Source organism: Proteus mirabilis HI4320 (genome assembly GCF_000069965.1).
Taxonomy (GTDB): domain Bacteria; phylum Pseudomonadota; class Gammaproteobacteria; order Enterobacterales; family Enterobacteriaceae; genus Proteus; species Proteus mirabilis.
Genome location: NC_010554.1, coordinates 443,225 through 468,220, shown reverse-complemented (window position 1 = coordinate 468,220; position 24,996 = coordinate 443,225). Strand labels below are relative to the sequence as shown.

The following is a 24,996-nucleotide window of genomic DNA, read 5'->3' as shown; positions in this document are numbered from 1 at the left end:
AGGTGATTAAAGAACCCTTACAAGGAGGAAAACTTGCTATAATGACCATCGCACTTGCGCTGGCCACTTTTATGCAAGTTCTCGATTCAACAATCGCTAACGTAGCCATCCCGACAATAGCGGGTAACTTAGGTGCATCAAATTCTCAAGGCACTTGGGTTATTACCTCATTTGGTGTTGCAAATGCTATCTCAATTCCTATTACTGGCTGGCTGGCAAAACGTATTGGTGAAGTACGCCTCTTTATGTGGTCAACAGCACTATTTGCCTTAACATCATGGCTGTGTGGTATTTCTCAAAGTTTAGAAATGCTGATCTTTTTCCGTGTACTTCAAGGTTTAGTCGCAGGCCCCTTAATTCCGTTATCACAAAGTTTGCTATTGAATAACTATCCACCAGCAAAACGCAATATGGCATTAGCGTTATGGTCGGTTACCATTGTCGTTGCACCTATTTTAGGCCCTATTTTAGGTGGCTATATCAGTGATAATTACCATTGGGGATGGATCTTCTTTATTAACGTACCTTTTGGTGTGTTAATTATTATGTGCATCTCAAATACATTAGCGGGTCGCGAAACCAAAACGGAAATTAAACCAATAGATACCATTGGTCTCGTACTATTGGTGGTTGGTGTTGGTGCACTACAGATCATGCTTGATCAAGGTAAAGAGCTGGATTGGTTTAATTCAACTGAAATTATTGTACTTACTATTATTGCTGTAGTGGCGTTAAGTTTCTTAATTGTGTGGGAGTTAACTGACGAACACCCTGTTATTGATCTTTCTCTGTTTAAAAGTCGCAATTTCACTATTGGCTGTTTAACCCTTAGTCTCGCTTATATGATCTATTTCGGTACTATTGTGTTGCTCCCTCTCCTGTTGCAAGAAGTCTTTGGTTATACCGCAACATGGGCGGGTTTAGCTGCAGCCTCTGTTGGTTTATTACCGCTGATCATTACACCAATCATCGGAAAATTTGGTGGAAAAGTCGACTTACGCTATATCATTAGCTTTAGCTTTATTATGTTTGCGGTATGTTTTTATTGGCGAGCTTATACTTTTGAACCCGGAATGGATTTTGCCACAGTTGCTTGGCCACAATTCTGGCAAGGTTTAGGTGTAGCATGTTTCTTTATGCCATTAACCACGATGACTTTATCGGGATTACCTCCGGAGAAAATGGCCTCGGCATCCAGTTTATCTAATTTTTTAAGAACCTTAGCGGGTGCAATTGGCGCGTCATTAACGACAACAATTTGGACACAAAGGGAGTCATTACATCATGAAACCTTTGTTGAAAAAATTAATCCACTCGATCCCGATGCACAATTGGCTTTTCAACAGATGAGAGAATTGGGGCTTTCTGATGAACAAACCTCGGCTTATTTAGCTAAAACAATCACTGAACAAGGTCTGATTATTTCAGCGAATGAAATTTTCTGGCTAGCGGCAGGAATATTCATTTTAATGCTGGTGGTTGTTTGGTTTGCTAAACCGCCATTCTCACCGGGTAAATAACCATTAATGAATTGATTAGTTAATTAAAGAAAAATCCCGCTGAACATGGTGAACTGACTGCAGTTCATTATTCAGCGGGATTTTTAAATCATCTAACAATTAAATAATTAGCCGTGATGTTGACGCCACCATTCAGCCAATAACACGCCAGAAGCCACAGAGACATTTAAGCTTTCAATATGGCCTGTACCACCAATATAAATGCTCATATCCCCTTGTTTTAACGTGCTATCACTTAAGCCATCCTTCTCTTGACCTAAGATTAATACCATTTTTTCAGGTAATTGAGCTTTTGCTAGTGGCACACTTCCTTTGTGACTTGAGGTTGTCACTAAGGTATAGCCAGCCTGTTTAAACTGCTCTAATGTCTGAGCAAAATTATCAGCATCAATTCCTTGAATATACTCGGCACCACCTTCTGCGGTACGTACTGCTGCACCAGATTCTAGCACTGATGAGTCGGGAGAAATGACGCCTTTCACACCAAAATGAGCACAGCTACGCATAATAGCACCGACATTATGTGGATTACCCACATCTTCAAGCGCTAAGACACAATCTTTTGTTGGTGCATCTTTTAAATAGGTTTGTGCATCATGGCCAACACGTTTTTTGATTAAGAAACAAACGCCACCATGATGATCCGTACGCGCCGCTTTAACCATCTCTTCTTCTTCAACAACATGGTAAGCTTTACGATTTGCCGCCATCCATTTTAACGCTTCACGAAAACGAGGTGTTACTTCTTGTAAGAACCAAGCTCGAACAATGGCTTCTGGACGGTTTTTAAACATAGCCTGACAAGCATTTTCACCATAGATACGCGTCTCTTCTAAACGCTGACGGCGAAGCTGTTCGGGATCTATTTGGCTTTTACCAGTAATTCCATCATGCTCTTTTAATGGCTCATCTCCCGGACGAGAAATCGTTTTCCATGGAGAATAATTACCACCTTCACTATCGTTATCACGTAAGGAGCTTGATCCACTGCGTGATGGATTACGTCCTGAAGACTTACCTGCACCACGTTCATCACGACGAGAAAATTTGTTATCACCGCGTTTATCATCACGACGATGACTACGGTCAGTATCACCACGAGCATTATTAGGGCGGCGGGATGGTTTTTTAGGTTTATTATCGGCACTGTCCTCACTGCGGACATACATCACTTTTACTTTGCCGTTTTTACCTTCATAAGAATCGTTCATTAGTCTCTCCAACTGCAATAGGGGCGCAGATTACATGATAGTTTAGCAACTGTCACCGAGAGAATCACGCAGAGTAAGAGATAAACCTATATCAAAAAACACTCTCTTTAAAAATAAAATTAGATTTAGCTTTTTATTAATAAAAAATAGCTTTTATATCAATAACTAATGGAGCTATTCATCATTAGATTTAACAATACAAAAAAGTGTATCCATAATCAATTTTTTCCTAACATCATGATTAAATGTGGTTTGCTCACCACAACTTAGGTTTAGAAAGTCTTTTCCTGTTTTTTGTAATACTGTTTCTATTGTGGATATTAAATCATCTTCTTTTTCATGATTAAATTTATTCCATTCATTATGTAAACTATCAATATAATTAAGCGCCAAAAGACCACATCCATTAGGTACATTTTCTTGTAGATTATATTCTATATTGATAGTATTAAATCCTTTTTTTTCTAGTTCAATTAATAAGTTATGACGTTCATCTTTTTTGCTTGAGGGCAATGAATCACATAAAAAACAGCTATCTTTATAAGTCAATAACGCAACCCAATGGTTATTATTGACTAAAACCACATAATTTTTTAACTCCGCGGATCCTTTGCTATTTTCTATTTTTTTAAGTATTGATTCATAGGAACCAATATCACACTGATAGGGTTGAAATGACGCCCAAGACTCTAATTCAGATGAAGATATATATCGATTATTATTACTTACGCTTTCATTACTATTGGCCAATACGCTATCATTACATTTTATATTTAAATAATTATCAACCGCTGAGATAAAAACATTCTCCCCTTTTCCCTTTTGTCTAGCAATCGCTTCCTCACAAGCCATTGCACTTAATAAAGGTCGTTCTTTAAAATACTCTTGATCCTCTTTTATTTTTATTTCATAGAGTAATTTGACTAATTCTTTAATATCTTCTCTTATCGAGTTATTTAATTTTGGATAAATCAAGTAGAGCTGATTAGTTGCATATAAGCTTATTTTTATATCATCATGAAACATGATATTTACTAAATAATCCAAATCTTTTGAGCTTCCATTCCTAACTGCATTAGCGAGTTTATTTATTTGATTTTTGGCAGTCTCAAGATTAACATCCACTCTACTATTATTAATGACCTGAGTATCAAAGATATTAAATAGGTTTTTTATTTCATTATCTGTAATACTATTTTCATTATTACAAAAAAGGATTTGTGTTACCTTCATAAGTCACCAAAATTTATTAAATAATAATAATCCTACCACTATACGGTAAATAAACTTTCATAAAAAACAACTGATAGTAGACCTTTGGGGATCATGGTAATATTCATTCCTTTATTTATGATTGTGGTCTTTCTGTTATGCATGACAATGCGGTTTCTCGACTTCGTCAATATCGAGTTTCTATCTCTACACGCCCATATAAAGCCAGAGGCTTTCGTGTTAAACGATGCACTTTTTGTTTATTACCTGAAAAACAGTGTCTGTGTGACACCATCATTCATCAAACCGCGAAAAGCCGTTTTTGTTTAATGATGTACGATACAGAAGTGATGAAACCAAGTAATACAGGAAAATTAATTGCCGATGTTTTACCCGATACACTTGCCTTTTTATGGTCACGTACCGAGCCTGAAAAAGCCTTACTTGATGCAATTAATGATCCGCATCGACAAGCTTATGTCGTCTTCCCAGACAGCTATGCTTCTCCTTCGCGAAAAGTTTATCACCAGTTACCTGCAAACAGTAAGCCACCGCTATTTATCTTACTAGACGGCACTTGGACAGAGGCGAGAAAAATGTTTCGTAAAAGCCCCTACCTTGATGCATTACCACTGTTTTCAATTAATGAAGCCAGTAAATGTGACTACATGCTCCGTCAAGCAGCAAGAGAAGAGCAACATTGTACCGCTGAAGTTGCCGCTTCTATTTTAGCCAATGTCGGCGATGATTTAGCGTCACAACAGCTTTTTTCTCATTTTAGTTACTTTCGTCAACAATATTTAATTGGAAAACCAGACAGACGTCAGGCAAAAGAAGAGTAAATCAGCTACATTGAATACAGTTTATCATAAACTTAGGAGTTGATATGAGCCAGCGAGGCCTTGAAGCACTATTACGTCCTAAATCAATTGCGGTGATTGGTGCCTCTGACAAAGTAGGCAGAGCAGGAACCACAATGATGAAAAACTTACTCAGTGGTGGGTTTAATGGGCCAGTCTTTCCAGTCAATCCGACTCGCAATTCTGTTTCTGGTGTTTTTACTTATCCTTCTATTGATAAACTCCCCCAAGTACCAGACTTGGCAATTATCTGTACTCATCATCGCCGCAATCTTGAACTTCTTGAGCAATTAGGTCAATCAGGCTGTAAAGCCGTGATTGTTCTTTCAGCACAATCAGAACAATTTCAAGCTATTAAGACACTCTGCCAGCAATACCATATTCGCTTGTTAGGTCCAAATAGTTTAGGTTTATTAGCCCCTTGGCAAGGCTTAAATGCCAGCTTTTCACCCCTTCCTGTAAAAAAAGGCAAATTGGCATTTATCTCACAATCAGCAGCAGTAGCTAACACCATCCTAGATTGGGCGTATTACCGCAATATTGGCTTTTCCTATTTTATTGCATTAGGTGATAACCAAGATATCCAAGTTGATGATTTACTGGATTTTCTAGCAAGAGATAGTAAAACCAGTGCAATATTACTGCATTTAGAGCATATTCATGATGCAAGGCGCTTTATGTCTGCCTCACGTAGTGCATCACGTAATAAGCCAATACTAGTTATAAAAAGTGGTCGAACACAAAAAGCCCAATTACTCTTAGGCGATACGCCAAGTTATGATGTAGCTTATGATGCAGCCTTCCAACGCGCAGGACTGTTACGCGTACAAGATACTCATGAGATGTTTTCAGCGGTTGAAACCCTCAGTTATATGACGCCATTAAAAGGCGAGAAACTGATGATCATCAGCAATGGTTCCGCTCCTGCGGCAATGGCCGTAGATGAATTATTTTTACAGTCAGGCAAATTAGCACAATTATCTGCTGATACTCAGCAACAATTGCAAGCCATTGTGCAAGACACATCTGCTATTCGTAATCCGCTTAATTTAGGTGATGATACCACGGTAGAGCGCTATATTAGGGCAGTGAATTGTCTATTAGATAGCCATGATCATGATGCATTACTCTTAATTCATACACCAAGTGCTATTGCACCAAGTATTGAAACAGCACAAAAAGTTATTGAAGCAATTAATAAGCACCCCAGAAGAAAATGGCTCACTCTATTTACTAATTGGGGAGGCGAATATTCATCTCAACAATCACGTAAATTATTTAGTGAAGCGGGGATTCCCACTTATCGCACTCCTGAAGGCGCAATTACCGCTTTTATGCATATGGTGGAGTACCGCCGAAACCAAAAACAACTAAAGGAAACGCCGGCATTACCTTTAGAAATAAAAATGAACACCCAGCAAGCCCATCGCTGTATTGAAGACGCTCTCGACAAAAAACAGTATCGCCTTGATACACACCAAGTCCAGCCCATTATGGAAGCCTATGGCTTTAATACTTTACCTACTTGGATTGCTCATAATGCACAAGAAGCGGTCAGTATTGCAGAAAAAATAGGTTATCCGGTCGCGCTGAAATTACGCTCTCCTGATATACCTCATAAATCGGAAGTTCAGGGGGTTATGTTATATTTAAGAGACAGCAATGAAGTTGAATCGGCTGCACATGCCATTATCGAGCGGGTAAGCGAGCTTTACCCTCAAGCGAAAATTCAAGGACTATTAGTACAAAGTATGGCAAACCGTGCAGGCTCCCAAGAGCTACGTGTTGCGATTGAACAAGACCCCATCTTTGGCCCACTAATTCTATTAGGAGAAGGAGGCGTTGAGTGGCAAATCGAAACAAAAGCTGCCGTTGCTTTGCCACCACTTAATATGGCGCTAGCTCGTTATCTGGTCATTAATGCAATAAAAAGTGGCAAGCTCCAACCTAGAAGTGCATTACAACCACTGAATATCCTAAGCTTAAGCCATTTTTTGGTGCAAGTTTCACACTTACTATTAGATTGTCCACAAATTGTCAGGCTCGACATACATCCGTTGTTAGTATCGGGTAATGATTTCACTTTGTTAGACGTGGCTATGGAGCTGTCACCTATCGAAGGCGATCCTCATCAAAAACTTTCTATTCGCCCGTATCCCAATGAATTAGAAGAAACTTTCTTTTTAAGAGATAGCAAACCTTGTTTTATTCGACCTATTTTGCCTGAAGATGAACCTCTACTAAAAACCTTTATTAATCAAGTGACCAAAGAAGATCTCTATTATCGCTATTTTAGTGAGATCAGCGAATTTACCCATGACGATCTCGCTAATATGACACAAATTGATTACGATCGTGAGATGGCTTTTGTCGCCATTCGCCACCCTCACGATGATCCAGAAATTATTGGTGTTGCTCGAGCTATGGCAGATCCTGATAATCAACAGGCTGAATTTGCTATCTTGGTACGCTCTGATTTAAAAGGTAATACACTGGGTCACCAATTAATGATGAAATTAATCAACTATACTAAGGCGCATGGCATCAAACGGTTAACTGCCATTACCATGCCTGAAAATCGTAATATGATAAGTCTAGCTAAAAAATTAGGGTTTTCTGTGGAAGTACAGTTTGATGAAGGAATAGTCAATCTCAACTTGCTTCTTGATCCTCTCAGTGATGTATAGTGATAAAATCGCGAATAGAAAATTTCTGAATGTGATTATTCACACATCCTAAGAGAAATTCACTCTATAAGATGATTTTATGCGTACATCCTATATAACTAATGTTATGATCAGAAGATCGGTTACAGAATTTTTTACATAGAAGATGACTCTTTTAGTCATCATAAACAAGAGAAATAAGCACTGTGATGTTGTCTAAACTAAAACTTGCTAAGCATCAACAACACCTTGCACAACTGCCTAAATTAGCTCAGTCAGTTGCTGATGTTGAAACGCTTTATCAGACATCCGCGTTTCGCAGCACCTTATTGAAATATATCGCGCAAGCTCAAAAAGAGATTTTTATTACCGCACTCTATCTAGAACATGATGAAGCGGGCGAGGAGATCCTTGAAGCACTTTATACCGCAAAACAACAACGTCCTGAACTTTCCATCACCGTTATTGTTGATTGGCATCGTGCTCAACGCGGTCGTATAGGTGTCTCTGCTGATGCAACAAATGCAGATTGGTATCATAAAGTTGCACAACAGCATCCTGATGTTGACGTCCCTATTTATGGTATTCCTGTTAATACACGTGAAGCATTAGGCGTATTACATCTAAAAGGGTTTATCTTTGATGATACGGTTATTTACAGTGGTGCAAGTATTAATAACGTCTATTTGCATAAACTTGATAAATACCGTTATGACAGATATCACATCATTCATAATGCTGAACTCGCAAACACAATGAAGCAATTCATTGTCGATAGCCTTTTGCAATCAGATGCTATTCAACGTCTTGATTCAGAAGAGAGAGTGCGTTGTGCAGAAATTAAAAATTGTATCCGTCAATTCCGCTTTAATTTACGCACACATGATGGTTACGATATTAAAGGAAATGCCTCAAATAATCAGTTAACAGTGACTCCATTGGTCGGCTTAGGCAAGAAAAATATCTTGAATAAGACTATCTCCCACCTCATGGCCGTGACTGAAGAAAAGTTGGTTATTTGTACACCTTATTTTAATTTACCTGCTATTTTGGTGCGTCAAATTAGTCATTTACTGAGAAATGGTAAACAGGTTGAGATTATTATTGGTGATAAAACGGCAAATGACTTTTATATTCCGCCAGAAGAGCCCTTTAAAATAATCGGTGCTTTACCTTATTTATATGAGATTAATCTTCGTAAATTCACCCAACGTTTTCAACGTTTTATTGATAATGACCAATTAACAGTAAGGCTTTGGAAAGACGGTGATAATACCTACCATTTAAAAGGCATGTGGGTTGATGATGAGTGGCAATTAATTACAGGTAATAATCTAAACCCTCGAGCTTGGGGATTAGATCTTGAAAATGCCATCTTAATTCACGATCCACATCATGAATTACATGAACAACGCCATAAAGAGTTAGCTTGTATCAGAGAAAAAACACTAATTGTTAAAAGCTATCAACAATTAGAGAGTATTAAATTTTACCCTCTAAAAGTGAAAAAATTAATTAAACGTTTACGGCGTATCCGTGTTGATAGACTAATTAGTCGTATACTCTAATTTAACTATACTGCTAAGCACTATTTATAAGCCTTACTTAAAATAAGTAAGGCTTTTTTGTCGCTATAATCCACTATACTTCAACTTATTAAGATTTAAGCTCAACTATCTAACGATCAAGATATAGTAATAAGGCGTGGATATTATATGAAACTAAAGCGTAATAGCTTCTATCTGATAGTTTTACTTTCACTCGTCACGTTAAATGGTTGTCAATCCTTTCATGTTGCCAATGATAATTGGCAAGGAAAAGATAAAGCACAGCATTTTTTATTTTCTATGGTAGCCTCCGCAGGAGCTAATGCTTACGCAGATCATCAGAACTATTCTTATCGAGAAGGATTAGTTATTGGCTTATCTTTTTCAATAAGTTTAGGCGTCGCTAAAGAGCTTTATGATAGTCGACCACAAGGTACAGGATGGAGCTGGCATGATTTTGCTTATGATGTGGCAGGAGCCGCGGCTGGCAGTTTACTCTATCAGCAATTGAAATAACTCTTTTCCTTAGTTAAAGGATAAAATTGAGAATAAAAAATATCAAACGCAAAAAAGCCAACCCATTGGGTTGGCTTTCTCGTCTTATTTAATGCTTGGCAGTTCCCTACTCTCACATGGGGAGACCCCACACTACCATCGGCGCTACGGCGTTTCACTTCTGAGTTCGGCATGGGATCAGGTGGGACCACCGCGCTATGGCCGCCAAGCAGAATTCTTCAAATTCTGTAATTATTCGTCTCATCCTGAGACTCACCCCTTCGGGGCCAGTGCTCCGCACTGTTCCAGTTTGTTCCAGACAAACTGGTCTGTCTATTACTCGCTTCCTTCCTTTCGGTGAGTCGCCAGTAATTTAATCTTGAACAAGCTGACTTCATCGTTTCGTCTCTCTGACAAAACACTTTCGGTGTTGTCAGGTTAAGCCTCACGGTTCATTAGTACTGGTTAGCTCAACGTATCGCTACGCTTACACACCCAGCCTATCAACGTCTTAGTCTTAAACGTTCCTTTAGGTCACTTAAAGCGACAGGGAAGACTCATCTCGAGGCAAGTTTCCCGCTTAGATGCTTTCAGCGGTTATCTCTTCCGCACTTAGCTACCGGGCAATGCCATTGGCATGACAACCCGAACACCAGTGGTGCGTTCACTCCGGTCCTCTCGTACTAGGAGCAACCCCTCTCAATCTTCCAACGCCCACGGCAGATAGGGACCGAACTGTCTCACGACGTTCTAAACCCAGCTCGCGTACCACTTTAAATGGCGAACAGCCATACCCTTGGGACCTACTTCAGCCCCAGGATGTGATGAGCCGACATCGAGGTGCCAAACACCGCCGTCGATATGAACTCTTGGGCGGTATCAGCCTGTTATCCCCGGAGTACCTTTTATCCGTTGAGCGATGGCCCTTCCATTCAGAACCACCGGATCACTAAGACCTACTTTCGTACCTGCTCGAGCCGTCACTCTCGCAGTCAAGCTGGCTTATGCCTTTGCACTAACCGCATGATGTCCGACCATGCTTAGCCAACCTTCGTGCTCCTCCGTTACTCTTTAGGAGGAGACCGCCCCAGTCAAACTACCCACCAGACACGGTCCCCGACCCAGTTTATGGGCCTAGGTTAGAACATCAAACGTTAAAGGGTGGTATTTCAAGGTTGGCTCCATGCAGACTGGCGTCCACACTTCAAAGCCTCCCACCTATCCTACACATCAAGGCTCAATGTTCAGTGTCAAGCTATAGTAAAGGTTCACGGGGTCTTTCCGTCTTGCCGCGGGTACACTGCATCTTCACAGCGAGTTCAATTTCACTGAGTCTCGGGTGGAGACAGCCTGGCCATCATTACGCCATTCGTGCAGGTCGGAACTTACCCGACAAGGAATTTCGCTACCTTAGGACCGTTATAGTTACGGCCGCCGTTTACTGGGGCTTCGATCAGGAGCTTCGCTTACGCTAACCCCATCAATTAACCTTCCAGCACCGGGCAGGCGTCACACCGTATACGTCCACTTTCGTGTTTGCACAGTGCTGTGTTTTTAATAAACAGTTGCAGCCAGCTGGTATCTTCGACTGGCTTCAGCGCCGTCCGCAAGGGACTTTACCTACCGCCAGCGTGCCTTCTCCCGAAGTTACGGCACCATTTTGCCTAGTTCCTTCACCCGAGTTCTCTCAAGCGCCTGAGTATTCTCTACCTGACCACCTGTGTCGGTTTGGGGTACGATTGTTGGTAACCTGAAGCTTAGAGGCTTTTCCTGGAAGCGGGGCATCAATTGCTTCACCACCTTGGTGGTTCGTCATCACATCTCAGCATTAAGTGACCGGATTTGCCTAATCACTCTGCCTACCTGCTTGAACCGGGACGACCGTCGCCCGGACAACCTAGCCTTCTCCGTTCCCCCATCGCAGTTACCACCAGTACGGGAATATTAACCCGTTTCCCATCGACTACGCTTTTCAGCCTCGCCTTAGGGGTCGACTCACCCTGCCCCGATTAACGTTGGACAGGAACCCTTGGTCTTCCGGCGTGCGGGTTTTTCACCCGCATTATCGTTACTTATGTCAGCATTCGCACTTCTGATACCTCCAGCATACCTCACAGTACACCTTCGCAGGCTTACAGAACGCTCCCCTACCCAACAACACTTTGTGTCGCTGCCGCAGCTTCGGTGCATGGTTTAGCCCCGTTACATCTTCCGCGCGGGCCGACTCGACCAGTGAGCTATTACGCTTTCTTTAAATGATGGCTGCTTCTAAGCCAACATCCTGGCTGTCTGAGCCTTCCCACTTCGTTTCCCACTTAACCATGACTTTGGGACCTTAGCTGGCGGTCTGGGTTGTTTCCCTCTTCACGACGGACGTTAGCACCCGCCGTGTGTCTCCCGTGATAACATTCTTCGGTATTCGCAGTTTGCATCGAGTTGGTAAGTCGGGATGACCCCCTAGTCGAAACAGTGCTCTACCCCCGAAGATGAGTTCACGAGGCGCTACCTAAATAGCTTTCGGGGAGAACCAGCTATCTCCCGGTTTGATTGGCCTTTCACCCCCATCCACAAGTCATCCGCTAATTTTTCAACATTAGTCGGTTCGGTCCTCCAGTTAGTGTTACCCAACCTTCAACCTGCCCATGGATAGATCACCGGGTTTCGGGTCTATACCCTGCAACTCATTCGCCCAGTTAAGACTCGGTTTCCCTACGGCTCCCCTATGCGGTTAACCTTGCTACAGAATATAAGTCGCTGACCCATTATACAAAAGGTACGCAGTCACCCCATCCTCAAATGTCCCGCTTGCCTTTGCGTTCAATCTTGCCCGATTTTTTAACTTCCGTTGCTCGTGTACTTCTAGGTACACTGCGCGACGGCTTGAAAAAATCGACCAACCTTGTTAGCAAATTCGGCGCTATTTTCGGTGATGTTCTTGCATCACTCAGTGCGAGGCACTTGAGTGATGGGGCTCCTACTGCTTGTACGTACACGGTTTCAGGTTCTTTTTCACTCCCCTCGCCGGGGTTCTTTTCGCCTTTCCCTCACGGTACTGGTTCACTATCGGTCAATCAGGAGTATTTAGCCTTGGAGGATGGTCCCCCCATATTCAGACAGGATAACACGTGTCCCGCCCTACTCGTCGAGTTCACAATAACAGCATCTTCAGATACGGGGCTATCACCCTTTACTGCCGGACTTTCCAGACCGTTCTCCTGACACTGCTATTGATTAAGACTCTGGGCTGCTCCCCGTTCGCTCGCCGCTACTAGGGGAATCTCGGTTGATTTCTTTTCCTCGGGGTACTGAGATGTTTCAGTTCTCCCGGTTCGCCTCATTAACCTATGGATTCAGTTAATGATAGTATCCATTGGATACTGGGTTTCCCCATTCGGATATCGTCGGGTATAACGGTTCATATCACCTTACCGACGCTTTTCGCAGATTAGCACGTCCTTCATCGCCTCTGATTGCCTAGGCATCCACCGTGTACGCTTATTCGCTTAACCTCACAACCCGAAAGTGTCTCTTTCAAAGACTATCTGGGTGGTGATGGCTGCGCAGATTACATTTCTTCGTTGGGCAGTGCTCGCAATGCTCACATACAAAAGTATGCTGCGCTTGCTGCGCGCTGTCCGCCTCGAACTGTAAATTGCTCGCTCATCCCACTTTGATGTCAAAACACATTCAAAGTTTGAGATTTTGAGAGACTCATCAATATACCTCGGTGATATATTGATTTGTTTTCAATTTTTCAGCTTGTTCCAGATTGTTAAAGAGCATAATAATTCACAGTATACTATTCCTAATATACTCTGAATCATTGTTTTATATTCAAGAGATTATGGTGGAGCTAAGCGGGATCGAACCGCTGACCTCCTGCGTGCAAGGCAGGCGCTCTCCCAGCTGAGCTATAGCCCCATAATGTTTTAATACCCGTATAACCACTCCTTTTTCTTCTTATAATAAGAAGCTTTTTCTTTAGGCAAGGCGTGGAGTAACGAAGTTTACTTAATGTAAACGAGTTGCTTCACAACACAGCATAAAGGAAAAGTGGTAGGCCTGAGTGGACTTGAACCACCGACCTCACCCTTATCAGGGGTGCGCTCTAACCACCTGAGCTACAAGCCTATACCGGTATCTCTGCTCGTTCTTCATCAGACAATCTGTGTGAGCACTTCACATAACACGTATCTCTTAGGTAAGGAGGTGATCCAACCGCAGGTTCCCCTACGGTTACCTTGTTACGACTTCACCCCAGTCATGAATCACAAAGTGGTAAGCGCCCTCCCGAAGGTTAAGCTACCTACTTCTTTTGCAACCCACTCCCATGGTGTGACGGGCGGTGTGTACAAGGCCCGGGAACGTATTCACCGTAGCATTCTGATCTACGATTACTAGCGATTCCGACTTCATGGAGTCGAGTTGCAGACTCCAATCCGGACTACGACAGACTTTATGAGTTCCGCTTGCTCTCGCGAGGTCGCTTCTCTTTGTATCTGCCATTGTAGCACGTGTGTAGCCCTACTCGTAAGGGCCATGATGACTTGACGTCATCCCCACCTTCCTCCGGTTTATCACCGGCAGTCTCCTTTGAGTTCCCACCATTACGTGCTGGCAACAAAGGATAAGGGTTGCGCTCGTTGCGGGACTTAACCCAACATTTCACAACACGAGCTGACGACAGCCATGCAGCACCTGTCTCAGCGTTCCCGAAGGCACTCCTCTATCTCTAAAGGATTCGCTGGATGTCAAGAGTAGGTAAGGTTCTTCGCGTTGCATCGAATTAAACCACATGCTCCACCGCTTGTGCGGGCCCCCGTCAATTCATTTGAGTTTTAACCTTGCGGCCGTACTCCCCAGGCGGTCGATTTAACGCGTTAGCTCCAGAAGCCACGGTTCAAGACCACAACCTCTAAATCGACATCGTTTACAGCGTGGACTACCAGGGTATCTAATCCTGTTTGCTCCCCACGCTTTCGCACCTGAGCGTCAGTCTTTGTCCAGGGGGCCGCCTTCGCCACCGGTATTCCTCCACATCTCTACGCATTTCACCGCTACACATGGAATTCTACCCCCCTCTACAAGACTCTAGCCAACCAGTTTCAGATGCAATTCCCAAGTTAAGCTCGGGGCTTTCACATCTGACTTAATTGACCGCCTGCGTGCGCTTTACGCCCAGTAATTCCGATTAACGCTTGCACCCTCCGTATTACCGCGGCTGCTGGCACGGAGTTAGCCGGTGCTTCTTCTGCGGGTAACGTCAATTGACAAGGGTATTAACCTTATCACCTTCCTCCCCGCTGAAAGTACTTTACAACCCTAAGGCCTTCTTCATACACGCGGCATGGCTGCATCAGGCTTGCGCCCATTGTGCAATATTCCCCACTGCTGCCTCCCGTAGGAGTCTGGGCCGTGTCTCAGTCCCAGTGTGGCTGATCATCCTCTCAGACCAGCTAGAGATCGTCGCCTAGGTGAGCCTTTACCCCACCTACTAGCTAATCCCATATGGGTTCATCCGATAGTGCAAGGTCCGAAGAGCCCCTGCTTTGGTCCGTAGACATTATGCGGTATTAGCCACCGTTTCCAGTAGTTATCCCCCTCTATCGGGCAGATCCCCATACATTACTCACCCGTCCGCCGCTCGTCAGCAAGAAAGCAAGCTTTCTCCTGTTACCGCTCGACTTGCATGTGTTAGGCCTGCCGCCAGCGTTCAATCTGAGCCATGATCAAACTCTTCAATTAAAAGTGTTTGATGCTCAAAGAAATCGAAAACTTAGCTTATTCATTATATGAATTAACTTGTTAGCCACTCTTCAAGACTTGATACATCTAATTTTTTAGAAGATATCGCCTCTGCGAGTGCCCACACAGATTGTCTGATAATTTGTTAAAGAGCAGTGCAACTGTCGCTGCCGTTTCCGGTCTTCTGCGTTGTTGCGAGGAGGTGCATTCTACATCTTCCTCATTCAGTGTCAAGCGCTAATTTATCAGGCTTTTCACTTTTTATTTTGTTCTCTCAGCCGGTTCGCTTAGCGCCCTATGCCGTGACAACGAGGACGCATTATAGGGAGTTTTCTGAGGCTGGCAATAGTTTTTTGAAAAAAAATGTTCAACAGCATATTTAATAATCAGAGCATCGATTTTAGCGCTATTTATAAACATTTATTGCTCAAAAAATAGATCAAATAGGTACTCTTCTCTTTGTTCTGTTCATTTACCTTTAAAAACACAAAACTGCAGGCATAAAAAAGAGGCCTATTCAGGCCTCTTTTTCAATTTAATGACATCTTCTATATATCACTACTATATATAAAGATACTTTATGACTGTTTTGCAATGATCTGATTGTCATCTAAGTCCAAGATAATTTCTTTACCCGGAACTAATTTACCCGACAATATATCTTGCGCTAATGGGTTTTCAACCTCTTGCTGGATAGCACGTTTCAATGGACGAGCACCATAGATTGGGTCGAATCCAACTTCACCCAGTTTTTCTAATGCTGCTCCCGTAATAGTCACGTGATAACCACGCTCTTCTAAACGCTGATACAAACGACGTAATTGAATTTGAGCAATAGCGGCAATATTCTCTTTACCTAATGGATGGAATACCACTACCTCATCAATACGGTTAATAAATTCAGGTCTAAAGTGGTGACCAACAACATCCATAACAATAGTTTTCATTGCCGGATAATCAAGAGTACCGAAGCGCTCTTGAATTAAATCCGAGCCTAAGTTTGATGTCATAATGACTACGGTATTACGGAAATCAACGGTTCTACCTTGTCCATCTGTTAAGCGGCCATCGTCTAATACCTGTAATAAAATATTAAACACATCAGGATGCGCTTTTTCTACCTCATCTAATAAGATGACAGAATAAGGACGGCGACGAACAGCTTCTGTTAGGTAACCCCCCTCTTCATAGCCCACATATCCTGGAGGCGCCCCCACTAAACGTGAAACAGAGTGTTTCTCCATAAACTCAGACATATCGATACGCACCATCGCATCATCACTATCAAACAAGAAATCAGCGAGCGCTTTACACAATTCAGTTTTACCAACCCCGGTTGGCCCTAAGAATAAGAACGAACCAATTGGGCGATTTGGATCTGATAATCCAGCACGGCTACGACGAATTGCGTTAGAGACTGCATTTACCGCCTCATCTTGGCCGATAACGCGTCTATGTAATTCCTGTTCCATTCTTAACAGTTTTTCACGCTCCCCTTCTAACATTCTAGACACAGGGATACCTGTCCAACGTGCTAAGATTTCAGCGATTTCAGCATCTGTTACTTTGTTACGTAACAGTTTCATATGCTTATCTTCAGTTTTATTGGCTTCAGCAAGTTGTTTTTCTAAAGTAGGAATTTGACCATATTGGATCTCTGACATTTTTGCCAAATCACCACTACGGCGAGCCTGCTCTAGTGCAATACGCGCTTGCTCTAATTCTGCTTTTATATGCTGAGTACCAGTAAGCTCTGCTTTTTCTGCTTTCCACTCTTCTTCTAAGCTAGAATACTCTTTCTCTTTTTCTGCAAGTTCTTCATTTAACATAGCTAAACGTTTTTTACTTGCATCATCAGATTCTTTTTGCAGTGCTTGCTGTTCAAGTTTTAGCTGAATAATTCTTCTATCCAGTCTATCTAATGCTTCTGGTTTTGAATCCATCTGCATACGTAGACTTGCCCCAGCCTCATCGATTAAGTCAATTGCTTTATCTGGCAACATACGATCAGAAATATAACGATGAGACAAAGTAGCTGCTGCTACAATCGCCGGATCCGTAATTTGTACATGGTGATGCAATTCATAACGCTCTTTTAAACCACGCAAAATGGCGATGGTATCTTCTACCGTAGGCTCCGCCACATAAACTTTTTGGAAACGACGCTCTAAAGCCGCATCTTTTTCAATGTATTGGCGATACTCATCTAATGTAGTGGCGCCGACACAGTGTAATTCACCACGTGCCAAAGCAGGTTTCAACATGTTCCCTGCATCCATCGCACCATCAGCTTTACCAGCACCAACCATAGTATGTAATTCATCAATAAACAGAATGACACTACCTTCCTGTTTAGATAAATCATTTAATACCGCTTTTAAACGCTCTTCAAATTCACCACGATATTTAGCCCCTGCTAATAAAGACCCCATATCAAGTGAAAGCACACGTTTATTTTTTAAACCTTCAGGAACTTCTCCATTAACGATCCGTTGAGCTAAACCTTCAACAATCGCGGTTTTACCTACACCAGGCTCACCAATTAATACTGGGTTATTTTTAGTACGACGTTGTAATACCTGGATTGTTCTTCTTATTTCTTCATCACGTCCAATAACGGGGTCAAGCTTGCCTTGTTCTGCTCGTTCTGTTAAATCAACAGTATATTTTTTCAATGCTTGACGTTGGTCTTCTGCATTTTGATCGTTCACTGTTTCTCCACCACGTATTTTTTCAATGGCTAATTCTAAACTGGCTTTGTTAGCTCCGGCGGCTTTTAGCATATCAGCAACCTGACCACCGCTTTCCATGGCAGCTAAAAGAAAAAGTTCTGATGAAATAAATTCATCACCTTTTTTCTGAGCTAACTTATCGCATAAATTAAGATGTTTAATTAAATCGTTTGAAGGGTGAACTTCTCCACCAGCACCTTCCACTTTTGGTAATCGAGATAATGCATCATTAATTCTTTCATTAAATTGTGAGGCATTAACACCTGTGGATGTTAATAGTGGGCGAATAGAGCCACCTTGTTGATTAAATAACGCACTCAGTAAATGTATGGGTTCTATAAATTGATTATCGTTCCCAAGTGCCAATGACTGGGCGTCTGCGAGAGCTTGCTGGAATTTATTGGTTAATTTATCCAGACGCATAACACCTCCAAGTAAAATTCGATTTAAAATTTATCACTGGAGAATAGATGAGGTCATTTAGACAATATTCAAGCTCAAAATGACAATTTTGAGCAAAAATATTTGCCTATATTTGGGATAAGGAAGAATAAACGTTGGAGAGCGTCTATTTGATCCAGATTAATGAGGCCATACGTCCGGTAGTATGTTCACGTCGATAGGAGAAAAAGCGTGATTTATCGCTAACAGTACAAAAGTCCCCACCATAAATCTGATTTACCCCACTTTCCTGCAGAATTATTCTCGCTAACATATAAATATTAGCTAAGTATTTGCCATTGTGGGGAATAAATGCGCTATCAAAGGCAATATTTTTTTCTACAAAAGCGAGACGGACTTCTGCCCCTACTTCAAAAGCATTAGGGCCTATTGCTGGCCCTAACCACGCCATAATCTTCTCATTAGAGGCTTTAAATTGAGTGAGTGTCTGTTGTAATACACCTTGGTAAAGCCCGCGCCATCCACCATGGGCAGCGCCAACTTCCGTTCCATCAATGGTACTAAATAGCACAGGTAAACAATCTGCGGTCATGATAGCGCACACCTTATTAGCACTAGAGGTGTAAAGGGCATCGCCTTCAACGGTATGATTGTCTTGATTATCCAAATTAACCACCTCAATACCATGAACCTGTGTTAACCATAATGGCATTTCAGGTAATTGAGCTTGTTGACAAATGATACGTCTATTTTGTTCTACCAATAGCGCATCATCGCCCACATGCGCTCCTAAATTAAGGCTGTTATAAGGTGGCAAACTGACACCGCCAGTTCTTAATGTGCTACATGCGCCAATATTGTCAGGCTGTGGCCAATCAGGATAAATCAATGAGGTCATTTACCAGTCCATTTCATCTTTAAACTGTTCTGCGTCCACTTTTAGTACGCGAATAAGTTCTACCATATCATCAGGCAACGGTGCATGCCATTCCATTTCAATTCCGGTAATAGGATGATAAAGGCGTAACATTGTGGCATGTAGTGCTTGTCGGTCAAAGCGACGTAACGTCTCACGAAATTCTTCACTAGCCCCTTTCAAAGGACGCGGTCTACCACCATACAGTTGATCACCAATTAATGGATGATGGATATGAGCCATATGGACACGAATTTGGTGAGTTCGACCGGTTTCTAGACGCAAACGTAAGCGGGTATGGGCACGGAAATGTTCCATAACACGATAATGCGTCACCGCAGGTTTTCCCATTGGGTGCACTGCCATATGGGTACGTTTGGTGGGATGTCGAGAAATTGGCTCATTAACCAGCCCTCCTGCTGTCATCCTTCCTGTTGCAACCGCTTCATATTCACGGGTGATTTCGCGACGCTGTAATGCTTCTACCAAGTGAGTTTGAGCAGGAACTGTTTTTGCAACAACCATCAAACCTGTTGTATCTTTATCTAAACGATGAACAATACCAGCGCGGGGAACATTAACAATCTCTGGATAACGATAAAGAAGTGCATTTAATACGGTGCCATCAGGATTACCTGCACCGGGATGAACAACAAGATCTCTTGGTTTATTAATCACCAAAATATCATCATCTTCATAGACGATATTTAACGGAATATTCTGAGGCTCCCAACGAACATCCTCTTCGATTAAGGCATCGACTTCAATTTTTTCACCGCCAAGCATTTTTTCTTTTGGCTTATTGATGATTTTATCGTTAACCTGCACTCTATTGTCTAAGATCCACTCTTTTATGCGTGATCTTGAATAATCAGGGAACAATTCGGCCAAAGCCTGATCTAAGCGTTGACCCAGCTGTGAATCTGCGACTGTAGCATTAAGTCGTATTTGTTGAGACATAAATAGTTTCTATATTAAGTTAGTATTTTGACGGCACAGCCGTTTCATTTAAAATGAGTTATAGTATAACCGATTTCAGGGAGCTTCACGGAGAGACTCCCAAACCTATTCAGAGGATAATCAATACGTGATGAGACGCATGAAATACCTAGTGGCAGCGGCCACTGTAAGCCTGTTACTTTCTGGCTGTTCTAGTTCAGACAAAGACGCAACTGCTGATATGTCTCCTTCTGAGCTTTATGCAACAAGCCAAGAAAAATTGCTAGATGGCAATTATGGAGCGGCTATCAAACAACTGGAGTCTCTCGATAATCGCTATCCTTTTGGTCCTTACTCACAACAAGTTCAGCTTGATCTGATTTATGCTTATTATAAATCAGCTGAGTTACCAATGGCGATTTCCGCTATTGACCGCTTTATGCGATTAAACCCAACCCATCCAAATATTGACTATGTTCTATATATGCGTGGGTTAACCGCTCAGGCATTAGATGATAGTGCATTACAAGGATTCTTTGGTATTGATCGCTCAGACCGTGATCCTCAGCATGCAAGAGTGGCTTTCAAAGACTTTAGCCAGTTAGTTCGCTACTATCCTGATAGCCTCTACACAGCAGATGCCACAAAGCGTCTTGTTTTTCTTAAAAACCGTTTAGCGAAATATGAACTCTCTGTTGCGAAATTCTATACCAAACGAGGGGCTTATGTCGCGGTTATTAATCGAGTTGAACAAATGATGCGTGATTATCCAGATACCGAAGCTACACGTGAAGCGCTTGTGTATATGGAAAATGCCTACAAAAAACTAGGCTTAACTCAAGAAGCAGATAAAGTTGCCTCACTGATTGCAGCCAACCCTGCTTAAACATTTTTACTATCAAAAACAGCAGCCTAGCGCTGCTGTTTTTTTATGCTAATTCAAAGGCTAAAAACTTACTTTTCATCAGACCAACCCTCTTAATATGAACGAATAAACACGACTCTACAAGCACTCTTTTTCAGCTATTTATCATTTGTCACGTTTCTATTACTTGTTATATAAACTTCTAACAAAAAGTGATCTTGATCATGTTTTAAATTGTGTATCACGATATTCTGAACCTATCCAAGATGGAGTAATAAAGAGGTAACTATATGATTATAAATATCACTAGCAAACAAATGGACATTACCCCAGCACTACGTGAACACATTGAAAGCCGTTTAACTAAACTTAACAAATGGCAGGTAAATTTAATCAACCCTCATATTATTCTCACTAAGGATCCAAAAGGTTTTAGTGTTGATGCAAGTATTCATACTCCGAATGGACAACTTGTAGCAAACGCACAACATGTTGATATGTATGCGGCAATTAATGATCTCTTGGCAAAATTGGAACGTCAATTAAATAAAGTTCAGCATAAAAATGAGTCTCGACGTGCGGCCAATAGCTTAAAAGAAGAAAATTTACTCGTAAATGAAATATAAGTAGTGAAGCTTGATTAAAAATTAGAATAATTCACTGACTCAAAACGCCTCTGCGCATCCTCGTGATGCGCTTTTTATTGTATTTTTCTTGACTCCTCACCCATCATCATGTTTGATAGCTATATGTTAAATAGTTAATCAATCCATATAATGATGACTCACTCTTTTTTGCCATTCTTCTTTTTCTTTTTACTCTATTCTTAAAGAGGCTTTGTTTATTTCAGAAAGAAAAGTAAGAACGACAATAGCCTCCAAAAATGGAGGCTTTTTTATTTAAAATGGTACGATACAAAAGTATAGGGCACTAACATGGAAAAACTCGATTTATTAGCAATCAGAGATAAAATCACTGCGCTAGATTCTGAACTACTTTCACTATTAGCTCAAAGACGCCAATTATCGACTGAAGTTGCCCAATTTAAATTAAATACCCACCGCCCTATTCGAGATAAAAACCGTGAGCGTGAACTGCTTGAACTATTAATCGAAAAAGGGAAAAACGTTGGATTAGATGGCTTTTATATCAGCCGTATTTTCCAAATGATCATCGAAGATTCGGTGCTCACGCAGCAAGCCATTTTACAGCAACACCTTAATGCGACTGCAAATGAATCTGCAAGAATTGCTTATTTAGGCCCTAAAGGTTCTTATTCTCATATTGCCGCTCGCCAATATGCAGCCCGCCATTTTGATACTTTTGTTGATTGCACTTGCCATAAATTTGAAGATATTTTTACACTGGTAGAAACAGGACAAGCGGATTACGGTTTACTACCTATTGAAAACACCAGCTCTGGTGCAATTAATGATGTTTATGATTTACTACAAACCACCTCGCTGTCGATTGTTGGCGAAATTCGTATTCCGATAAACCATGCTTTATTAACAGCAGTTAAGAGTAGCCTAGAAGAATTACACACTATTTATAGCCATCCACAACCATTCCAACAGTGCAGTCACTATTTAAATCAATACCCTCACTGGAAAATTGAATATTGTGAAAGCACAGCTGCGGCAATGGAAAAAGTTGCATTAGCACAATCTCCCCATGTAGCCGCTATTGGCAGTGAAGCTGGCGGATCGCTTTATAATTTAACACCACTTGCTAGTAATTTAGCTAATCAACAAATTAATGTTACTCGTTTTATTGTGATTGCCCGTAAACCTATTGATGTATCAGAACAAGTACCTGCAAAAACCACCTTTTTAATGGCAACGGGGCAACAAGCAGGGGCATTAGTTGATGCTTTAATTACCTTAAAACAATACAGCATTATTATGACTAAATTAGAGTCTCGCCCAATAAATGGTACACCTTGGGAAGAGATGTTTTATATTGATGTACAAGCTAATTTACGGGATATCAATATGCAAAAAGCATTACATGACTTATCAAAAACATCTCGTTCACTCAAAGTATTAGGATGCTATCCTTCAGAAAATATTGTACCCGTTGAAATACAATAGCTTATTACCCTACTTTATAACCAAAAGCCAGATAGCTTATTGTTATCTGGCTTTTCTACTTTTATGACTCTATTCCCAGGATAATTTAGCTAATTATAAAAAACCATACATAGCAGCAAATACCCAGCCAAAAATACAAGAAACAGTAACACCAATTAATCCCGGTAAAATAAAGCTATGATTAATAACAAAACGACCTATACGTGTTGTTCCTGAACGGTCAAATTGGATAGCGGCTAAATCACTGGGGTAAGTAGGAAGAATATAATAGCCATAACACGCCGGTGCTGAAGCAACAATATAGGCAGGATCAATACCAATACCTAAAGCCAAGGGGACTATTGCGGCTAATGCGGCGGCTTGTGAATTAACAAACTTAGAAACAAGTAATAAGACAACGGCATAAGCCCAAGGATACTCACGAACTAATTGTCCTAATGCAGCTTCTATTTCTTTCATATGTGCAGAGAACATGGTTTCTGCCATCCAAGCAATACCATAGACCGCCACAATGGCTATCATACCGGAGCGAAAAACTTCATTTTTAGAAATAAGTGAGGGATTAGTTTTACAAATAATAATAATAGAAGCGCCCGCTAATAACATAAACATTTGAATAACTAATACCATAGATAATGGTTTATTATTAAATACGGGACGTAATTCAGAAAATGCACCTAATACAGCAACAACCGCAATCGCACCTAAGAATATCCACATTGCTACCCAATTTTTCATTGGTAATTTTTTATCTAACAATGTTGCAGTATCACCATAAACGTAATCATGATTCTCTGGTATGGAAATAAAATCTTGGAAGCGCTGATCTTTATCTAACTCTTTACCTCTAAACCAGCTAAAAATCCCAATGGCTAAAATACCAATAAAGGTTGATGGAATGGTAATCGCTAATAAATCTAAAAATTCAAGATGCTTACCATTAAAAGTGACATTACCTAACATTGCCACTAAGGTGACGACCGCAACAGATACGGGACTTGCGATAATTCCCATTTGTGAACCAATGGTACTGGCTGCCATCGGTCTTTCTGGACGAATATTATTTTTAATCGATACATCATAGATAATAGGCAAAATGGTATAAACCACATGTCCAGTACCACATAATATAGTCAGGGTACAGGTAACGAGAGGTGCAACAATAGAAATATACTTCGGATTTTTTCTTAATAATTTTTCAGCTATTTGCAACATAACATCTAAACCACCCGATGCTTGTAACGTTGCAGATGCAGAGACGACAGCAATAATCACTAACATCACATCGACAGGCGGTTTACCCGGAGGTAAATTAAAAATAAAGACTAAAATAACCAGCCCCACTCCGCCTAATAGACCTAATGCAATTCCCCCTTTCCTTGCTCCATAAAATAAACAAACTAATATAATGGCGAGTTGTATTATAAAATCCATCATTAACCCCTTAAAAAACGCATCGGAATAGAAATAAAAAATAATACAATTAAATCGTTAGCACTTTTTGCAAAAAAACAACGTCGACCAATATAATTTACGGCATCTGTTATAGGTATTTTTTTGATCGTTGTTATAGTTTTAATATCCGTTAATTATTTTATGCAAATTTAAGATCTCACCAACAAATAGCTTAAAAAGAAAAGACATTCTTGAACATTTATCATTAACTAATTAAACCCATAGACAACAATTACATAACAAATAAATTAAAAATAATATAATGTTGTCATTATTAGGTGATTGCTAAAAATAGAAATTTCATTCATTTTTTCTAAATGTATATTGGTTTATTCATT

14 protein-coding genes, 2 tRNA genes, 3 rRNA genes and 1 other annotated feature are annotated in these 24,996 nt (G+C 41.1%); of the genes, 8 read left to right on the top strand and 11 right to left on the bottom strand.

The window, feature by feature from the left end:
* Positions 1-2 precede the first annotated feature (2 nt).
* On the top strand, positions 3-1,520 hold the full coding sequence (emrB, locus tag PMI_RS01980; protein ID WP_004247419.1) for a multidrug efflux MFS transporter permease subunit EmrB: 1,518 nt from the start codon (positions 3-5) through the stop codon (positions 1,518-1,520).
* A 107-nt stretch (positions 1,521-1,627) separates the two neighbouring features.
* On the opposite strand, the gene PMI_RS01975 is transcribed toward emrB, so the two are convergent.
* Both PMI_RS01975 and PMI_RS01970 read right to left on the bottom strand, forming a co-directional pair.
* Complete coding sequence (locus PMI_RS01975; RefSeq protein ID WP_004246089.1) at positions 1,628-2,731, bottom strand: tRNA/rRNA methyltransferase; 1,104 nt, start codon at positions 2,729-2,731, stop codon at positions 1,628-1,630.
* Positions 2,732-2,905: 174 nt separating this feature from the next.
* On the bottom strand, positions 2,906-3,964 hold the full coding sequence (locus tag PMI_RS01970) for a C48 family peptidase (protein ID WP_012367577.1): 1,059 nt from the start codon (positions 3,962-3,964) through the stop codon (positions 2,906-2,908).
* A 137-nt stretch (positions 3,965-4,101) separates the two neighbouring features.
* Between PMI_RS01970 and PMI_RS01965 the strand changes: the two genes are divergently transcribed.
* From PMI_RS01965 to PMI_RS01950, 4 genes are all read left to right on the top strand, one after another.
* On the top strand, positions 4,102-4,785 hold the full coding sequence (locus PMI_RS01965; protein ID WP_004247414.1) for a tRNA-uridine aminocarboxypropyltransferase: 684 nt from the start codon (positions 4,102-4,104) through the stop codon (positions 4,783-4,785).
* Between the two features lie 44 nt (positions 4,786-4,829).
* Positions 4,830-7,490: a bifunctional acetate--CoA ligase family protein/GNAT family N-acetyltransferase gene (locus PMI_RS01960; RefSeq protein ID WP_004252258.1), complete on the top strand. Its 2,661-nt coding sequence runs from the start codon at positions 4,830-4,832 to the stop codon at positions 7,488-7,490.
* A 188-nt stretch (positions 7,491-7,678) separates the two neighbouring features.
* On the top strand, positions 7,679-9,037 hold the full coding sequence (pssA, locus tag PMI_RS01955) for a CDP-diacylglycerol--serine O-phosphatidyltransferase (protein ID WP_004246096.1): 1,359 nt from the start codon (positions 7,679-7,681) through the stop codon (positions 9,035-9,037).
* 147 nt (positions 9,038-9,184) lie between these two features.
* Entirely contained in the window at positions 9,185-9,532 is a 348-nt protein-coding gene (locus PMI_RS01950) for a YfiM family lipoprotein (RefSeq protein WP_012367575.1), read from the top strand.
* A gap of 93 nt (positions 9,533-9,625) precedes the next feature.
* Here the strand turns inward: PMI_RS01950 and rrf are convergent.
* The 8 genes from rrf to rluD all read right to left on the bottom strand — a co-directional run bounded on the left by rrf (position 9,626) and on the right by rluD (position 20,266).
* Positions 9,626-9,741 (bottom strand): 5S ribosomal RNA (gene rrf / locus PMI_RS01945).
* A 204-nt stretch (positions 9,742-9,945) separates the two neighbouring features.
* Positions 9,946-13,020 (bottom strand): 23S ribosomal RNA (locus PMI_RS01940).
* A 336-nt stretch (positions 13,021-13,356) separates the two neighbouring features.
* A tRNA-Ala gene (locus PMI_RS01935) sits at positions 13,357-13,432 on the bottom strand.
* A 133-nt stretch (positions 13,433-13,565) separates the two neighbouring features.
* A tRNA-Ile gene (locus PMI_RS01930) sits at positions 13,566-13,642 on the bottom strand.
* A gap of 71 nt (positions 13,643-13,713) precedes the next feature.
* A 16S ribosomal RNA gene (locus PMI_RS01925) occupies positions 13,714-15,256 on the bottom strand.
* The 16S, 23S and 5S rRNA genes sit together here with 2 tRNA genes alongside, the layout of an rRNA operon.
* Positions 15,257-15,834: 578 nt before the next feature.
* Positions 15,835-18,411, bottom strand: coding sequence for an ATP-dependent chaperone ClpB (gene clpB, locus PMI_RS01920; RefSeq protein ID WP_004244758.1), 2,577 nt, complete (start codon positions 18,409-18,411; stop codon positions 15,835-15,837).
* A gap of 145 nt (positions 18,412-18,556) precedes the next feature.
* Positions 18,557-19,288 (bottom strand): purine nucleoside phosphorylase YfiH, encoded by a 732-nt coding sequence (gene yfiH, locus PMI_RS01915; RefSeq protein ID WP_012367574.1) that lies wholly within the window; start codon positions 19,286-19,288, stop codon positions 18,557-18,559.
* Positions 19,289-20,266, bottom strand: coding sequence for a 23S rRNA pseudouridine(1911/1915/1917) synthase RluD (rluD, locus tag PMI_RS01910; protein ID WP_004244761.1), 978 nt, complete (start codon positions 20,264-20,266; stop codon positions 19,289-19,291).
* Positions 20,267-20,396: 130 nt separating this feature from the next.
* Here rluD and bamD point away from each other — a divergent pair, with 130 nt between their 5' ends.
* From bamD to pheA, 3 genes are all read left to right on the top strand, one after another.
* Positions 20,397-21,131, top strand: coding sequence for an outer membrane protein assembly factor BamD (gene bamD / locus PMI_RS01905; RefSeq protein ID WP_012367573.1), 735 nt, complete (start codon positions 20,397-20,399; stop codon positions 21,129-21,131).
* 269 nt (positions 21,132-21,400) lie between these two features.
* Positions 21,401-21,736: a ribosome-associated translation inhibitor RaiA gene (raiA, locus tag PMI_RS01900; RefSeq protein WP_004244763.1), complete on the top strand. Its 336-nt coding sequence runs from the start codon at positions 21,401-21,403 to the stop codon at positions 21,734-21,736.
* 155 nt (positions 21,737-21,891) lie between these two features.
* Positions 21,892-22,010 (top strand) — a sequence feature (Phe leader region).
* 35 nt (positions 22,011-22,045) lie between these two features.
* Complete coding sequence (gene pheA, locus PMI_RS01895) at positions 22,046-23,203, top strand: bifunctional chorismate mutase/prephenate dehydratase (protein ID WP_004244764.1); 1,158 nt, start codon at positions 22,046-22,048, stop codon at positions 23,201-23,203.
* A 93-nt stretch (positions 23,204-23,296) separates the two neighbouring features.
* Here the strand turns inward: pheA and PMI_RS01890 are convergent, their stop codons facing one another.
* Positions 23,297-24,637, bottom strand: a complete 1,341-nt coding sequence (locus PMI_RS01890) for an anaerobic C4-dicarboxylate transporter (RefSeq protein WP_026090474.1) — start codon at positions 24,635-24,637, stop codon at positions 23,297-23,299.
* Between the last annotated feature and the right edge of the window lie 359 nt (positions 24,638-24,996).

Coding starts and splice junctions, on each gene's coding strand:
- PMI_RS01975 (WP_004246089.1), bottom strand. CDS start 2,731: ATGAACGATTCTTATGAAGGTAAAAACGGCAAAGTAAAAGTGATGTAT.
- raiA (WP_004244763.1), top strand. CDS start 21,401: ATGATTATAAATATCACTAGCAAACAAATGGACATTACCCCAGCACTA.
- pssA (WP_004246096.1), top strand. CDS start 7,679: ATGTTGTCTAAACTAAAACTTGCTAAGCATCAACAACACCTTGCACAA.
- PMI_RS01960 (WP_004252258.1), top strand. CDS start 4,830: ATGAGCCAGCGAGGCCTTGAAGCACTATTACGTCCTAAATCAATTGCG.
- PMI_RS01890 (WP_026090474.1), bottom strand. CDS start 24,637: ATGGATTTTATAATACAACTCGCCATTATATTAGTTTGTTTATTTTAT.
- PMI_RS01965 (WP_004247414.1), top strand. CDS start 4,102: ATGCATGACAATGCGGTTTCTCGACTTCGTCAATATCGAGTTTCTATC.
- rluD (WP_004244761.1), bottom strand. CDS start 20,266: ATGTCTCAACAAATACGACTTAATGCTACAGTCGCAGATTCACAGCTG.
- PMI_RS01970 (WP_012367577.1), bottom strand. CDS start 3,964: ATGAAGGTAACACAAATCCTTTTTTGTAATAATGAAAATAGTATTACA.
- pheA (WP_004244764.1), top strand. CDS start 22,046: ATGGAAAAACTCGATTTATTAGCAATCAGAGATAAAATCACTGCGCTA.
- bamD (WP_012367573.1), top strand. CDS start 20,397: ATGAGACGCATGAAATACCTAGTGGCAGCGGCCACTGTAAGCCTGTTA.
- PMI_RS01950 (WP_012367575.1), top strand. CDS start 9,185: ATGAAACTAAAGCGTAATAGCTTCTATCTGATAGTTTTACTTTCACTC.
- yfiH (WP_012367574.1), bottom strand. CDS start 19,288: ATGACCTCATTGATTTATCCTGATTGGCCACAGCCTGACAATATTGGC.
- clpB (WP_004244758.1), bottom strand. CDS start 18,411: ATGCGTCTGGATAAATTAACCAATAAATTCCAGCAAGCTCTCGCAGAC.